At 70.1% G+C, this 15,142-nt stretch carries 10 protein-coding genes and 1 pseudogene; 10 read left to right on the forward strand and 1 reads right to left on the reverse strand.

Annotated features, from left to right (window positions below; all coding sequences use genetic code 11):
* Positions 1-17 precede the first annotated feature (17 nt).
* From ABT127_RS20565 to ABT127_RS20600, 8 genes and pseudogenes are all read left to right on the forward strand, one after another.
* Positions 18-4,595 (forward strand): beta-ketoacyl synthase N-terminal-like domain-containing protein, encoded by a 4,578-nt coding sequence (locus ABT127_RS20565; RefSeq protein ID WP_351451837.1) that lies wholly within the window; start codon positions 18-20, stop codon positions 4,593-4,595.
* Positions 4,596-4,641: 46 nt separating this feature from the next.
* A complete protein-coding gene (locus tag ABT127_RS20570; protein WP_351451840.1) occupies positions 4,642-5,430 on the forward strand; it encodes a hypothetical protein in 789 nt (262 codons plus the stop codon).
* A gap of 44 nt (positions 5,431-5,474) precedes the next feature.
* Positions 5,475-6,878 (forward strand): AMP-binding protein, encoded by a 1,404-nt coding sequence (locus ABT127_RS20575; protein ID WP_351451843.1) that lies wholly within the window; start codon positions 5,475-5,477, stop codon positions 6,876-6,878.
* Positions 6,879-6,883: 5 nt separating this feature from the next.
* The gene (locus ABT127_RS20580) at positions 6,884-7,660 is read left to right on the forward strand and encodes a class I SAM-dependent methyltransferase (protein WP_351451846.1); all 777 of its coding nucleotides are present in this window, start codon (positions 6,884-6,886) and stop codon (positions 7,658-7,660) included.
* Between the two features lie 57 nt (positions 7,661-7,717).
* A complete protein-coding gene (locus ABT127_RS20585) occupies positions 7,718-7,978 on the forward strand; it encodes an acyl carrier protein (protein WP_351451849.1) in 261 nt (86 codons plus the stop codon).
* A 28-nt stretch (positions 7,979-8,006) separates the two neighbouring features.
* On the forward strand, positions 8,007-10,814 hold the full coding sequence (locus tag ABT127_RS20590) for a beta-ketoacyl synthase N-terminal-like domain-containing protein (RefSeq protein WP_351451852.1): 2,808 nt from the start codon (positions 8,007-8,009) through the stop codon (positions 10,812-10,814).
* Entirely contained in the window at positions 10,804-11,775 is a 972-nt protein-coding gene (locus ABT127_RS20595) for an acyltransferase domain-containing protein (protein ID WP_351451854.1), read from the forward strand. Before ABT127_RS20590 ends, ABT127_RS20595 begins: the two co-directional genes overlap by 11 nt.
* 13 nt (positions 11,776-11,788) lie before the next feature.
* Positions 11,789-12,307 (forward strand): annotated as a pseudogene (locus ABT127_RS20600) (4'-phosphopantetheinyl transferase family protein); the annotation flags it as partial.
* A gap of 150 nt (positions 12,308-12,457) precedes the next feature.
* Here the strand turns inward: ABT127_RS20600 and ABT127_RS20605 are convergent.
* Positions 12,458-13,108: a TetR/AcrR family transcriptional regulator gene (locus tag ABT127_RS20605; protein WP_351451856.1), complete on the reverse strand. Its 651-nt coding sequence runs from the start codon at positions 13,106-13,108 to the stop codon at positions 12,458-12,460.
* A 117-nt stretch (positions 13,109-13,225) separates the two neighbouring features.
* On the opposite strand from ABT127_RS20605, the gene ABT127_RS20610 reads away from it, so the two are divergent.
* Both ABT127_RS20610 and ABT127_RS20615 read left to right on the forward strand, forming a co-directional pair.
* Positions 13,226-13,924 carry a hypothetical protein gene (locus ABT127_RS20610; protein ID WP_351451859.1) on the forward strand — a complete coding sequence of 233 codons (699 nt, stop codon included), beginning with the start codon at positions 13,226-13,228 and terminating at the stop codon, positions 13,922-13,924.
* 167 nt (positions 13,925-14,091) lie between these two features.
* On the forward strand, positions 14,092-15,129 hold the full coding sequence (locus tag ABT127_RS20615; RefSeq protein WP_351451862.1) for a hypothetical protein: 1,038 nt from the start codon (positions 14,092-14,094) through the stop codon (positions 15,127-15,129).
* Positions 15,130-15,142 lie beyond the last annotated feature (13 nt).

Genomic DNA, 15,142 nt, shown 5'->3' on the forward strand with positions numbered 1-15,142 from the left:
CAATGGGAGGGGGCGGCATGGCCGTGCACGTAGAGCCGGACGACTACCAGACACTCCTCACGGAGTCGCTGCGCACCATCAGGAAACTCCGGCAGGAGGGTCGTCGGGGAGAGCGACACCGCGAGCCCGTGGCGATCGTCGGCATGGGCTGCCGGTTCCCCGGCGGCAGCAGCACGCCGGAGGCGTTCTGGGAGTTCCTCAGCACCGGCGCCGACGGCGTCGTCGACGTACCCGCGGAGCGGTGGGACATCGACGAGCTGTACGACCCCGAGCCGGGCAAGCCCGGCAAGGTCTACCTCAGGGAGGGCGGATTCCTCCGCGAGGACATCCGCGGTTTCGACGCGCACTTCTTCGGCATCTCGCCCGTGGAAGCGGCGGAGATGGACCCCCAGCAACGCCTGCTTCTCGAAGTGGTATGGGAGGCACTGGAACGGGCCGGAATCCCGGCAGACCGCCTCAAGGGCACCAGGACCGGCGTGTTCATGGGGGTGATCGGTTCCGAGTACGCGGGCCTGCCGCGAGCCGAGCAGTTCGGCAACCCGTACACACTGACCGGGTCGATGTCGGCCATCATGTCCGGGCGCGTCTCCTACGTCCTCGGGACCCAGGGGCCCTCCCTCTCCGTCGACACCGCCTGTTCGTCGTCGCTCGTCTCGGTGCACCTGGCCTGCGAGAGCCTGCGCAGGGGCGAATCGGACACGGCGCTCGCCGGCGGCGTCAACCTGCTTCTGTCCTCCGGCGGCTTCGCCTCGCTGTGCGACCTCGGGGCGCTGTCCAAGGACGGCCGGTGCAAGTCCTTCGACGCGAGCGGGGACGGCTACGGCCGGGGCGAGGGCTGTGGAGTCGTCGTGCTGAAGCGTCTGTCCGACGCGCAGCGGGACGGCGACCCCGTGCTCGCCGTCATCAAGGCCAGCGGAGTCAACCAGGACGGTCCCGGCAGTGGACTGACGGTGCCCAACGGCTCGGCGCAGCGTGATCTGATCCGCCGAACCCTCGCCGAGGCCGAAGCGGTCCCCGCCGACATCGGCTACGTCGAGGCGCACGGAACCGGGACGGCACTGGGCGACCCCATCGAGTTCCAGGCGCTCAAGGACGTGTTCGCGGGCGACGCGTCCCGCACGTCGCCGCTGCGCATCGGCTCGGTGAAGAGCAACATCGGTCACCTGGAGGCCGCGGCCGGTGTGGCGGGCCTCATCAAACTCGTGCTGTGCCTGCAGCACGGCCGCATCCCGCCCAACCTGCATCTGAACACCGTCAACCCGAAGATCCGGCTGGCCGACATCCCGGCGACCGTTCCCCTGACCTGTCAGGAATGGGAACAGGGACCGGGTGCGCGCGTCGGCGCGATCAGCTCGTACGGCTTCAGCGGCACCAACGCGCATGCCGTCGTCGCCGAGGCGCCGCGGCCGGAGCCCTCCGGGACCGGACCGGACGATCGGCCCCTGCACGTGCTGGCGCTCTCCGCGCGGAGCAAGGGGGCGCTGCGGGATCTCGCCGAGAGCTACCTGACGTTCCTCGACGGGGACGGCCTCCCCTCGCTCGGCGACCTGTGCCACACGGCGAACACCGGACGCACCCACTTCGCGCACCGTCTCGCCGTGGCCGCGGGCGACCATGAGGAGCTGCGGAGGACGCTGGGGGAGCGGATACCGCTGCCGGCGGACGCTCCACGCTCCGGCGCGGCACCTCGGGTGGTGTTCGCCTTCTCGGGCCGCTGGGACGACCGCCTGGTCAGGGAGCTGTACGCGACGCAGCCCGCGTTCCGCGCCGCTCTGCAGGCATGCGACGAGGCCGTCCGCGGCCGAGGCGGCAAGGGGATCACGGACGGTCTCGCGGGCCCCGCTCCGACGGAACCCGGCGCGGACCCGCGCGACCGTGCCGTCGCCGCCTTCTGCATGGCGTACGCGATGGACCGCATGTGGGCGTCGTGGGGCGTCCGGCCCCAGGCCGTCGTGGGCCGGGGCGGAGCCGAGTACGCCGCCGCCTGCGCGGCCGGGGTCATGGACCTGGACACGGCGACGGCCCACTTGCTCCCGGGGAAGGCATCGGCACCCGTCGACCGGGGCGGGCTGCACCGGGCCACGGCCCGTGTGTTCTCCGGAGCGACGGGCGGCGCCGTCGACCGCCGGGAACTGCTCGACCCCGCCCACTGGGCGGGCCTCGCCCTGCCTCGGGCCGAGGCATCCGAACCCTTCGAGCATGTCGTGCGACGACTCGCGGCGGACTACGACCACTGCGTCACCACGGATCTTCCTGCCGACGACCCTCGGCCCGGCGCGGCGACGGCTGCGGGCGCGCACGAGCGGGCCACCACCGGTGAGACGGCCGCATGGCCGCACATCGCCCGGACGCTCGGCACGCTGTACGAAGCCGGGGTGTCCGTCGACTGGGCCGGTTTCGACAGCGGCCGGAGCCGCCGGAAGGTGCTGCTGCCGACATACCCCTTCCAGCGCAAGCAGTTCTGGACCCGAGAGGCACCGCCCGCGACGGCCCTGCCGCAGCCGGCCCCGCCCCGGGACGCGCTGGAAGGGCAGCTCATCCACACCCCCCTCGGCGCCGATCAGGTCGGCTTCGACCTGCCGATGTCCGCCGTGCCCGACGTCCGCGCCACGCACGGCGTCCTGCACGTCGGGTACTACCTCGAACTGGTGGCCCGAGCGCTGCGGCTGACCGGTGACGCCGTCCCCCTCCCCGTCCGATCGCTCCGCTTCACCAGCGCGCTGGTGCTGCGCGAGGACCGGGAGAACCGTCTGGTCGTGACCTTCTCGGAGCAACCGGACGGCACCCCCGGCTTCGCCGTCCACGGCCAGGGCGACCACCGCAAGGACTGGACCCTGCACGCGGAAGGTTCGCTGCGTTCCGCCGGGCAGGGTCCCGCAGGCCCGGAGCGGATCCGCACGCGGGACGAAGGACCGCTCACCCAGGGCTTCCACGCACCGACCCCGGGCGACGAGTTCTACCGGCTCGCCGCCGCGGAACGCCGCCTGGACCTCGGCGAGGACGTGCGCTGGCTGGCCGAGGTGTGGACCCGTGACGGTGCGGCACTGGCCCGTCTCAGCGCTCCCGTGGGCCTGGACACCGCCGGCAGCCATCTTTTGGGCTTCCATCCCGGAATCGTCGACGCATGTGCCCAGCTCTTCCACGCGGCCCTGCCCCCGGGCACCCCCTCCGACATGAAGTTCATGATGATCGAGTGCGGCCCTGTCCGGCTCGGACAGGTGGCACCCACCGGCGACCTCTGGTGCCGGTCCACCGTCACGGAGTACGACGAGGCCACCACCGAACTGCGTGGCTCCTTCGACCTCTTCGACGGCCAGGGCCAGGTCCTGGCGAGCGTGAGCGGTGTCAGGATGAAGGGCCTCGGCGCCGAGCACGACCAGCTCTTCCAGGAACTGGCCGACCACAGGGCGGCAGGCGACCTGGGCGGCGAACCCACCGCGCTCCTCATCGCAATGGCGCGAGCGGCCGAGGAGCGCCGCCCCGCCCTGCTGGAGGACCACCTGCGCGGGCGCTTCGCCGAGCTCCTGCACATGGAGCGTGAGGAAGTGGATCCGCAGGAGCCCCTGTCCGACCTCGGCATGGACTCCTTGGTCGGCGTCAAGGCGAAGACGCTCATCGAGCACGATCTGCAGATACGGCTGCCCGTCGAGACCCTGATCGCAGGCCCCTCCGTGCGCGAACTCGCCGCCACCCTGCTCCCCGGCGTGAACCTCGAACGGGTTCCGGCACCGACGGGAGAGCAGCGGCCGGCCTCGGCCGGCCGGTCCGGACCCGACCCGAGATCCGGTAAGGAAGCGGAAACGGCGCGCTGGATCGCACACCGCACGCGCAATCCCCGAGCGCGGGTCAAGCTGTTCTGCCTGCCGTACGGCAGCGGGGGCGGGGCCTCGGTGTACCGGGGCTGGCAGGGACTGCTGCCCGAAGAGATCGAGGTCTGCCCCGTCCAGCTTCCGGGCAAGGAGAGCCGGATCAAGGAGAGGGCCTTCGAGGACGCCGAGAGCGCCGTCGACGCTCTCTACGAGGGGCTGCTTCCGGAACTCGACCGGCCCTACGCCTTCTACGGGCACAGCATGGGCGCGCTCCTCGCGTACCGCCTCGCCCGCCGGCTGTGGCGCCATCACGACACCAAGCCCGAACACCTCTTCGTCGGCGCGTACTCGGCGCCCAGCGTGCAGCCGAACCCTCTGGTGGACTTCACCCGCGAGAAGTTCGCCGCGATCGGGTACGACGAGATCCCCTCCCCGGACGACCTGGGCGCGGCCGGACCCGCGGTGCGTGAGGCCATCCTCGACGTGCTCACCTCCGAGGCCGACGTCAGCAAGGAGCTGGCGCGGGCCCTGCTGCCCACCAGGCTGGCGGAACTCAAGCTGGTCAGGGACTACCGGGAGCCCGACGAGCCGGTGTTCGACGTGCCCGTCACCGCGGTGCACGGGCTGCGCGACGACAAGGTCACCGAGTCCGACATGGCCGCGTGGCAGAAGGCGACCAGCGGTTCCTTCGCCCTGCACCTGGTCTCCGGCGACCACCTCTTCCTGCGCGAGGACCAGGACCAGCGACTCCTGCTCCTGCACATCGCGCGCGCCCTGACCACCTGAGCGCCAGTCAGTCCGATTCCCGAGTACGGCATCACAAGGAGAAGCAATGAAGCGGCGGCATCTGTTCGAGTTCGAGGACCTCAAGTGGTTTCCCGACGTCTTCCGGCGCGGGACGACGGACTTCCTCTCGTTCGTGTTCTCCAAGACCAACAGATACGCGCCCGTCGTCCCGCTGATCGCGGAGGCGATCGACGGCGACGACCCGGTGCGGATCGTGGACCTGTGCTCCGGAGGCAGCGGCGGCATAGCCAACCTGCAACGGGACCTGTCCGAGCTGCTCAAGCGGAAGGTGACGGTCACCCTCAGCGACAAGTACCCGAACCTGGAGGCGTTCGAGAAGATCCAGCAGAGCAGTGAGGGAATCGAGTACGAGGTCGAGTCGGTGGACGCCACCGACGTGCCGGAACGACTCGACGGATTCCGCACCATCTTCACGGCGTTCCACCACTTCAAGCCGGACATGGCACAGGCCATCCTGCGGGACGCCGTCGAGAAGAAGGTGCCGATCGGAGTGTTCGAGCTCGGCAACAAGGGGCCCAAGGCCATCGCCAAGCTCGTCGTCACCGTTCCGCTGGGCCTTCTCCTGGTGACGCCGTTCCTCAAGCCGGTGCGGGCGTCACGGTACCTCTTCACCTATCTGCTTCCGGTGATTCCGCTCGCCACCATCTGGGACGGAGTCGTGTCCATCCTCCGCGTCTACACACCGGACCAGCTGCGCGAACTCACGGCCGCCGTGGACGCGGCGGACTACGAATGGAAGATCGGCACCGCGGTGCACGCCGAAGGCGTCGGCAAGGGTGAGGTCATCTACCTCATCGGCCGGCCGGTCAAGTAGCCCCGTCGTCAGGGAAGCGGAAGCGCGCTCAGGGAAACGGAGAAATGGACCTTTTCGAGGAGATGCGCCGGTACGGGGACCGGACGGCGGTGGTCGACGACCGGGGACGCCGGTTCTCGTACCGCGAACTGGACCGTATGGCGGCGGAGTGGGGCAGCCACCTGCCCCAAGGGGAACGCGCGCTGATTCTGCTGCGGACGCGCAACTGCGTCGAGTCGCTCGTCGGGCTTCTGGGCGGCGTGTCGAGCGGCCATGTGGTGCTGCCGGTCGATCACGGGCTCGACGCCGGCCTGGTGGCCCGGCTCATGGATGCCTACCGGCCCGAGTACGTGTGGGGAGCGGGCCAGGAGACGGACCCCGCAGTGTTCACCATGGGGGACTACGCCCTGACCCCGACGCGCTACGGGCCGGGACAGGCCCTGCACGCCGACCTGGGCGTCGTGCTGCTCACTTCGGGATCGACCGGCTCGCCCAAGGGCGTACGGCTCACCCGGGCGAACATCGCGGCCAACGCGCGCTCCATCGCCGAGTACCTCGCGCTCGACGACACCGAGCGGCCCGTCACCAGCCTCCCCATGAGCTATTCCTACGGCCTGTCGGTGATCACCAGTCATCTGCACGTCGGCGCGACGCTGCTGCTCACCGAAACGTCCGTGGTGCGCGGCGAGTTCTGGGAGCTGTTCCGCCGGTACGAGGCGACCTCCTTCTCCGGCGTGCCCTACACGTACGAGATGCTGGACACGCTGCGCTTCCCCTCGATCGACCTGCCGAGCCTGCGGTACTTCACGCAGGCCGGCGGCCGGATGCCGACGGAAAGCGTCGAACGCTACACCGCCGAGGCGGAACGCAGAGGGGCCCGCTTCTATGTGATGTACGGGCAGACGGAGGCGACCGCCCGCATCGCCTACCTCCCCCCGGACCTCGTGTCGCGGAAGCCCGGCAGCATCGGGCGGGCCGTCCCCGGAGGGACGCTGTACCTGAAGGACGAGCACGGAGAGCGGATCGCCGCCCCGAGACAGACGGGCCGGCTCCACTACGAAGGCCCCAATGTGATGCAGGGCTATGCGGCGGGGCGGGCCGACCTGGCCTCCGGCGATCAGCTCGGCGGCGTGCTCGACACCGGAGACCTCGCCTACGCGGACGCGGACGGCTGCTACTACGTCGCCGGGCGGCGCGGCCGCTTCGTGAAGCTGTCGGGCATCCGCTACGACCTCGACGAGCTCGAGCGGGGACTCGCCCGAACCGGGATCACGTGCGCGTGCGGAGGCAGCGACGAGCAGCTCAAGGTCGCCATCGAGGACGGAGCGCAGGCCCGCCACGTCAAGCAGACCCTGCGCCGCACCTTCCGCGTGGACCCCACGCAGGTCCGCGTCGTCGCGGTACCGCACATCAGCCGCACCGCCACCGGAAAGATCGCCTACGCCCAGACCTTCGAGAACGGGGAGTGAAGACGGTGAGTACGCCTCGCGCAGTCATCGAGCAGTTCGACGCCGGAGCAGAGCACTTCGACAGCTGGTCGGTCACCAAGAACGAACGCATGCTGGGAGGGCTCGCCGACTTCTGCGAACTGGGCCCGGACGACGACCTGCTGGACGTGGCCTGCGGAACGGGAGCCATGGCGCTGTACGGAGCGCGGCTCGTTCGCTCCGTTGCAGGCGTCGACATCTCCGAGGGGATGATCACGATCGCCCGCCGGAACGCGGCCGACCTGGGGCTGACCAACACCCGGTTCGCGTGCCGCAACGTGGAACAGCTCGGCGAGGACAGCGGCCGGTTCTCGGTCGTGGTCTCCCGGTCGGCCTTCCACCACATGGCCCGGTACCAGGACGTGTTCGCCGGAATGGTGCGCTGCTGTCTGCCCGACGGGCTGGTGTGCGTCCAGGACGTCATGGCGTACGGCGACGAGAGGAAGGACCGCTACTTCGACGAGATGGAACGTCTCATCGACCGGAGTCACCACGTCACCTATGGCAAGCGCGAGTTCTTCGACCTGTTCAAGAGCAATGGGCTGAAGGTGACCGGCCTGTTCGTATCGGAATCGCTCCTGGACTTCCACGACTACGTGGACCACGTCGCGCAGACCGACGAGAGCCGCGGGGCGATCGAGCGCCTGCTCGCGAGCGGTCTCTCGGACCCGGAGACGTCCACCGAGTTCGTCGAACGCGACGGCCGGTTGATGTGGCGCCGCAAGGTCTGCACCATTCGGGGGCGCAAGGTCGACCAGCCGTGATCACCGTCCCGAAGCCGAACGCGAGAACCTTTTCTTCCACGTAAGGATGTCAGAGCGATGGACGTAGTGCGGAAGCAGATCAAGCAGTTCATGGAGGAATCCCTCCTGGTGACGTTCGACGAGGAGATCACCGAGGACACCGATCTCTTCAAGGCGGGAGTCGTCGAGTCGAGGGACTACCTGAACATTCTCCGCTTTCTCCAGGAGGACCTGAAGGTGGAGATGACGGACGAGGACCTGTTCATGAACGTGCTCGTATCCCTGTCGGGGATCACCGAGTTCGTCCATCAGAAGCGGGACGGCAACGGGCCGGTCTGAAAGAACGGGGGCAGAGGTTATGGCACGCATGAGTGACGGCGCCGGGGACATCGCCATCGTCGGTGTGAGTCTGCGCTTTCCCGGCGCGGAGTCGATGGACGAATTCTGGCGACTGCTGGAGGAGGGGCGCTGCGTGATCGGCGATCTTCCGGCCGAACGCCGTGAGGGTCGGTCCGACCGGCCTGCCGCGCGCGGAGGCTTCCTCGCCGACGCGGACGCCTTCGACGCCGCGTTCTTCAACATCACGCCGCGTGAGGCGATGTTCATGGACCCGCAGCAGAGGTTCGCCATGGAACTGGCATGGCAGGCCATCGAGAATGCCGGGTACCGGGCCGACACGCTCAAGGGGTCGCGGACCGGCGTCTTCATGGGCGTGGCCAACTCCGACTACACCGAACTCGCGGAGACCCGGCCGGGAGCCGTCGACGCGTACCTGCCGACCGGAACCTCCGCCGCGATCATCGCCAACCGGATCTCCTACTGGTTCGACCTGCTCGGCCCCAGCATGACCATCGACACGGCGTGCGCCAGTTCGCTGGTGGCCGTCCAGCAGGCCGTCCGCGCGCTCGAGCACGGCGACTGCGAGTACGCGCTGGCGGGCGGGGTGAACCTGTGCTGGTCCGGCCGCCGGTTCGAGACGCTGAGCCGCAACGGAATGCTCTCGGACGACGGTCTGTGCCGGGCCTTCGACAGCCGGGCGGACGGCTACGTACGCGCCGAGGGCGGATCGGTCGTCCTGCTGAAGCCCTTGTCCGCCGCGGTCGCCGACGGGGACGCGGTGCATGCGGTCGTCCGGGGCATCGGATCGAATCACGGCGGGCGAACCAACTCGCTGACCATCACCAATCCCCAGGCGCACGCCGACCTGATCAGCGGTGTCTACGCACAGGCCGGAGTCGGGCCCGCAACGGTCGGCTACATCGAGGCCCACGGACCCGGCACCCCGTTGGGGGATCCCATCGAGGTGCACGGACTCAAGGCGGCCTTCAGCCGTCTTGCCGAGCGCGACACCGAGGAACTGCGGCCCGGGTCCTGCGGGCTGGGCTCGGTGAAGTCGAACATCGGACACCTGGAGTCCGCCGCCGGCATGGCCGGAATGCTGAAGGTCGTCGCGGCGATGCGGCACCGGAAGCTTCCGGCCACACTCCACTTCGACCGGCCCAACCCGCTCCTCAAGCTGGACGACAGCCCCTTCCGCGTCGTCGACCGGACCCAGGCGTGGGAGCCGGTCGCGGGCCCCGACGGCGCGGCTCTCCCGCTGCGCGCGGGCGTCAGTTCGTTCGGGTTCGGCGGCAGCAATGCCCACGTGCTGCTCGAGGAGTACCGGCCCGTAGAGCCTCCGGCCGAGGCCCCCGACGCGGCCCCGGACGCACAGGCCCGCCAGCTGATCCCCCTGTCGGCGCGGACCGGTGAACAACTGCAGCTCATGGCACGGAACCTGCTGGGCCACATCGAGGCCGCGGCCACCGAACCCGGCCCTCTCGCGGCGCCCGGGCTGCGGGACATCGCGTACACCCTCCAGACGGGACGTACGGAGATGACGCATCGCGCGGCCTTCGTGGTGTCCGACCTCGACGAACTGGCTTCCGAACTGCGGGCGTTCGTCGGCGACGAGGACCGGACGCCCCGGTGCCGACAGGGCGTCGTCGAGGACCACGACCGGTTGTCGGTCCTCGCGGGAGACGAGGACGCCACGGCGATGGTGCGCAGCTGGGGCGCGAAGGGGAAGCTGGCCGAAGTCGCCGAACTGTGGACGCTCGGCGGCCCCATCGAGTGGGAGGCGCTGCACACGGGCGGCCCGGCACGCCGCACGCACCTGCCGACCCATCCCTTCCAGCGGCGCCGCTACTGGCTGCCGACACCGGTGGACGGCGCGGACACCGAGGACCCACCCGGCACTTCGGCCACTGCGTCCTCGGCCGCCCCCTCGCCGGTACCGCCTGCCGTGGTCCGCCCTGTGGTGGAGACGCCGCCGTCCGTGACGCCCCCGTCGGGATCGCCGACGTCCGGCGGTACTTCGCTGGCCGCCCTCGCGTCGTACAGTCCGCCGACGAGCGGCCCCCGGTCCGCGGTACCCAAACCGCAGGGCATAGGACTGCGCCCGCTGTCCGAACCGTCCGTGCCCACACCTGCGGCTGCCTCCCAGGCACTTCCCGCGACGGAATTGCCCGCGACGCAGTCGTCGGCAGCACGGAGGGAGGACCGGGCAGAGCTGGAACAGCAGCTCACGACCAGCCTCGCCGAGGTGCTCTTCCTGGAGCCGCAGGAGGTGGATGCCGACCGCAAGTTCGTCGACATCGGCCTCGACTCGATCATCGCCGTGGAATGGATCCGTGTCGTCAACGCCCGCTTCGGCACATCCCTGCAAACGGCTGACGTGTACGAGTACTCGACGATCCGCGAGCTCGCCGCCGAACTGGCGGCCGCGCCCGCGCGGACGGCGCCCGACGGCCCCCAGGTGACCGGGCCGGCGCCGCAGGACGCCCCGATCGATCCGTCCTCCTTGACGGACGAACTGGCGAACACGCTGGCCGAGGTCCTCTACCTGCCCGTCGAGGAACTGGCCGTGGAGGACAAGTTCGTCGACATCGGGCTTGACTCGATCATCGCCGTGGAATGGATGCGGGCGGTCAACGAGAGGTACGGCACGGAACTGCCGGTGGCCGCGATCTACGAGCACCCCACCCTGCGGGAGTTCGCCGACCACCTGGGAGCCCAGCTGACCGGAGAGGCGGACAGCGAGCAGATCGAGGAGGTCCTCCGCCGGGTGATGGCCGGGGGACTGGATGTCGAGCAGGCCGAGAGACTGCTGGAGTCGCAGGTCCATGGCGCGTGACACGGGAGGGCTGCCGATCGTTTTCATGTTCTCGGGTCAGGGCTCCCAGTACCACCACATGGCGAGCGACCTGTTCGAGACCAATCCCGTCTTCCGCTCGGCCCTGCTGCGGTACGACGCCGCAGTCAGTGAGGAGTCGGGCGAGTCCGTGCTCGACCGGGTCTTCGACCCGGCCAGGCGGAAGACCGACGCGTTCACCGATACCCGGTTCACCCACCCCGCGATCGTCATGTTCCAGCTGGCGCTCGCGGAGGCGGTGCGGGCCGCCGGGATCGATGCCCAGTACGTTCTCGGAGCGAGCCTGGGGGAGTACGCGGCCGCCGCATGGGCGGGGGCCGTGGAGCCGACGCAGTGTCTGCGTCTGCTGGCTCGCCAGGCCGCACTGCTGCGCGGCGCGGTGTCCGGCGGGATGCTCGCCGTCCTCGCCGACACGACGGTCTTCGACGACGTGCCGACGCTGCACGGCACCGACGTGGCGGCACGCAACTACCCGGGGCATCTGGTCGTGTCCGGTACGACGGACGTACTCGAGCGCGCGGCCACGCAACTGCGCGCGGCGGACGTGCTGCATCAACGCGTACCGGTCGAGCACGGGTTCCACTCGTACCTCATGGACGAGGTGCGGGAGCGGTTCCGTGACTGTTTCGAGGGAGTGGAGCTGACGGCCCCCGGCATTCCGTGGGTGTCGTGCGTGGACGGTCGGGTGGTCGAACGCCCGACCGTCGGGCACTTCTGGCGGGTGGGCCGAGGACCGATCGAGTTCCAGGACACGATGAGGATCATGCAGGGCCGCGGCGATTTCCTGTACCTGGATCTCGGTCCGTCCGGCACCCTTCAGGGCTTCGTACGCAACAACCTGCCGCACGGATCCCGGTCGCGTGCGGTCGGCCTGCTCAGCCCCTTCGGCGGTGGCGGAGATGCCGTGGCGAAGGCACGTGCCGCGGCTGATGCGGCCGCATGAACCGGGAGGGCGGATGATCGAGCAGGTGCTGCCGGCCTGGGTCCGGTCGGCGGAGGCGTTCGACGACCGTGGTGAGGCTCCGCTGTTTCCCGGGGAGAGCGAGGTCGTCTCGGCGGTGACGCAACGGCGGCGCGCCGAGTTCGCGACGGTGCGGCGCTGCGCGCGAGCGGCGCTGGCCGAACTGGGCCGGGAGCCGGTCGCCCTGCTGCCGGACGAGCACGGTGCCCCCCGGTGGCCGTCGGCGACGGTGGGGAGCATGACGCACTGTCCGGGTTACCGGGCGGCCGCCGTCGCGGACGCGGATCGTGTGCGTGCCATCGGCATCGACGCGGAGCCCGACGAGCCGTTGGCGGCCGGGATCGACCAGCTCGCCGGCACCGCGGAGCGACGGCATCTCGACGATCTGGCGGCCGGTGACCGTCGAGTGCACTGGGATCGGTTGCTGCTCTGCTGCAAGGAGGCGGTCTTCAAAGCGTGGTTTCCCCTTTGCCGTCGCTGGCTGGGCTTCCACGACGCGGTGATCACGATCGATCCGGAACACAACACGTTCGACGCGCGGTTGTACCCGCGCCCTCCGAAGCATCCGGTGCGGACCCTCGCCGAACCGGCCGGGTTCGAGGGACGGTGGCTGGCGCGCGACGGCCTGCTGCTGGCGGCGATAGCGGACCCGTTCGCTGCCCCTTCAGGCGCTGGTGGTGTTCCGGCGGTCGGGGGTGAGGAGGTAGGCGATCGCCATGTCGCCGAGTTCGTCCGCGTAGCGGCGTCGGGCCGTCTCGCCGGTCGCCGGGTCGGGGCGTACGGAGTTGTGGAAGCAGGCGCCGAGGAGGGCGCGGGCCGCGGTGTCCAGCGCCCCCTGCGGGTCGGAGCGACGGATCTCGTCCGCATAGGGAGCCGCCGCTTCGAGCAGGAGCCGGTGGAGCTCGGTGATGGTGCGGGCCCCGCGTTCCAGGGGTTTGGCGCCCCGTGTGCGCAGCAGTTCGGGGAAGAGATGGGCGCTGTCGGCGAAGGACTGCAGCAGGGCGTGCGTGTAGGCGCTCATGACGCCGGAGAGTGACGGCTCGGCCTTGCGGAGCTGTTCGGCCACGTACTCCTCACGCCGGTCCAGCATCCGCTCCGACAGGGCGTTTATCAGCTGCTCCTTGTCCTCGAAGCGACGGTAGATCGTGCCGACCGAGACCCCGGCGCGGTCCGCGACACCGGCGATCGTCATCTCTTCGAGGCCTGCCGACGCGGCGATCTCCTCGGCCGCCTGCAGCACGCGAGCCAGCGTCGCGGCGCTGCGCGCCTGCTGAGGCTCCTTGTACGGCGCCGGGCGGTCTGGTGCGTCGGTCATGCCCCGCATCGTATCGGCGGTGATCTCGGCCCGAACGTTTGACAAGCGGTGCACCCCTCTGCGTACCCTCATGACGCGAATGTGAATTCACATTCGCATAATGACGGAGGTTCGACCATGACCGACCAGCAGACGTCCCCTGCTGTGACCGTGACGCTCGAGTCGGGGCTCGCGGGCTCCGGGAGCATCGACGACTTCGAGCTGTTCTACGCGCGCCGTGCCCTGGACCGCTTCCGGACGCGTCTGGGCCGCCAGGGGCTGCTCGATCTGCTGGCCGCGGACATCGAGGAGGGCAACGCCTATCTGCGGGAGTGCGCGCGCACCTCCGACGGTGAGTTCCACGGGGGTACGACGGTGCTCCAGGCGCGGGGCCTGACCTCGGCCGAGTTCCTGGCGTGGATGGACGGCGCCTTCGCGGGCGACGACTCCCGCCCGTTGCTCGCGGCGCATCCCGAGCACTATGTGATGGGCACCGACGACATCGGGGCGCGCGTGGTGGAGAACATCGGCCCCCATGTCTGCTCCTTCTACATGGGTGGCTGGGGCACGGACGCGATGGCCTGGGCCGAGGACGCGGCCGAGCTTCTCCCGGAGTCGGAGTTTCCGCGCAAGATGTCCTCCAACCTCTTCCTGGAGGACGGCACTGTCGTGGGGCGGGCGCTGATCCAGTTCGGTGACACCGCCGAAGGGTTCACCGCGAACCTGACGGTCTACTTCCCCACGTCCTGCCCGAAGGACGTCCTGGACCACCATCTGCGGCACTACGCCGTCGAGTTCAGGAACTGGATCGTCGCCGCGGCGGAAGCCCGGTCCTGAGCGATACGGCTACGGCTGACACGCGTCGCCGGCCGGATGCCGGGCGGCTCCGCCTCGATGGAGCGCAGCCGCCCGCGGCTCGCCGGCCCCCTGGCCCACGCGGCCTGCGGCATACGAAGCTGCTCCGCCCCTGCGCCCGACGGCGCCCGGCAACGAAAGACCTCACCATGTCGCACCACGCCAACCCGCCCGGTACGGGCCGCAAGCTGACCCTGGTCGTCCTCGGCCTCGCGGCCCTCATCGCCGCGATGCTGTGTGCCTTCGCGCTGCCCTCGCTCCACAGCGGCCCGCATCATGTCCCTGTGGGTGTGACCGGGTCCCCGCAGGCGGCCGAGGTGTTTCGGGACAAGGCCGGCGGGCCCGCGTGGGACGTGCGGGTGTACGAGACCCGTGATGCCGTCGAGACGGACGTCAAGGACGGGGACATCGCGGGCGGTCTCGCGATCACCGCGCAGGGGGTCGACGTCTACACCGCAACCGCCGGCGGCCCCTCTGCGACCAGCGCCCTCACTGCGCTGGGCAACGGCGTGGCGGAGCAGAACAAGACGCGGGCCACCGTCCACGACCTGGTGCCGTTCACCGTCGACGACCCCCGCGGCGCGGGACTGACCTCGGCACTGATGCCCATGATCTTCGGCGGGATCTTCCCTGCCCTGATTCTCGGCAACGTCTTCCCCGGCCATCGCGGCCTGCGGCTCCGCCTGGCGGGAGCCCTGACCTTCTCCGTCGTGGCCGGCGGCGCCATCGCCGCTGTCCTGCAGTTCGGAACGGACTCGATCGACGGCGACTTCGGACTCACCGCACTCGGCGTCATCCTCGGCATGGCGGCCATGTCCACGACCCTCCTCGGCCTCCAGGCCCGATGCGGCATGGCCGGATTCGCCTTCGGCGGAGCCCTCATGATGCTGCTCGGCAACCCCCTCTCGGGGCTGGCCACCGGCCCGCACTGGCTCCCCGACGGATGGTCCACCATCGGCCAACTGCTGCCCCCGGGAGCCTCGGGCAGCCTCCTGCGGGCCAACGCCTTCTTCGACAGCGCGGGTGGCGGTCTGCCGTGCCTGGTCCTGACGGTCTGGGTCGTCATCGGAGCCGGCCTCGCCCTGCTCGCGGACCGGCGCGGGAGGCGTTCCACGGGAACCCGCGCCAGGGTTGCCACCGCGTCCGGACCCGCGGACGCCTCGCGCTCCGAAATCGCCGTCTCCTGAGGGCGGTTGGGTG

Origin of the sequence: Streptomyces sp. NPDC001904 (assembly GCF_040297005.1) — a bacterium.
Classification (GTDB): Bacteria; Actinomycetota; Actinomycetes; order Streptomycetales; family Streptomycetaceae; genus Streptomyces.

Excerpts from the sequence above, each read along its gene's own strand:
- ABT127_RS20575 (WP_351451843.1), top strand. The coding sequence starts at position 5,475 with ATGGACCTTTTCGAGGAGATGCGCCGGTACGGGGACCGGACGGCGGTG.
- ABT127_RS20610 (WP_351451859.1), top strand. The coding sequence starts at position 13,226 with ATGACCGACCAGCAGACGTCCCCTGCTGTGACCGTGACGCTCGAGTCG.
- ABT127_RS20605 (WP_351451856.1), bottom strand. The coding sequence starts at position 13,108 with ATGACCGACGCACCAGACCGCCCGGCGCCGTACAAGGAGCCTCAGCAG.
- ABT127_RS20615 (WP_351451862.1), top strand. The coding sequence starts at position 14,092 with ATGTCGCACCACGCCAACCCGCCCGGTACGGGCCGCAAGCTGACCCTG.
- ABT127_RS20590 (WP_351451852.1), top strand. The coding sequence starts at position 8,007 with ATGAGTGACGGCGCCGGGGACATCGCCATCGTCGGTGTGAGTCTGCGC.
- ABT127_RS20585 (WP_351451849.1), top strand. The coding sequence starts at position 7,718 with ATGGACGTAGTGCGGAAGCAGATCAAGCAGTTCATGGAGGAATCCCTC.
- ABT127_RS20565 (WP_351451837.1), top strand. The coding sequence starts at position 18 with ATGGCCGTGCACGTAGAGCCGGACGACTACCAGACACTCCTCACGGAG.
- ABT127_RS20595 (WP_351451854.1), top strand. The coding sequence starts at position 10,804 with ATGGCGCGTGACACGGGAGGGCTGCCGATCGTTTTCATGTTCTCGGGT.
- ABT127_RS20570 (WP_351451840.1), top strand. The coding sequence starts at position 4,642 with ATGAAGCGGCGGCATCTGTTCGAGTTCGAGGACCTCAAGTGGTTTCCC.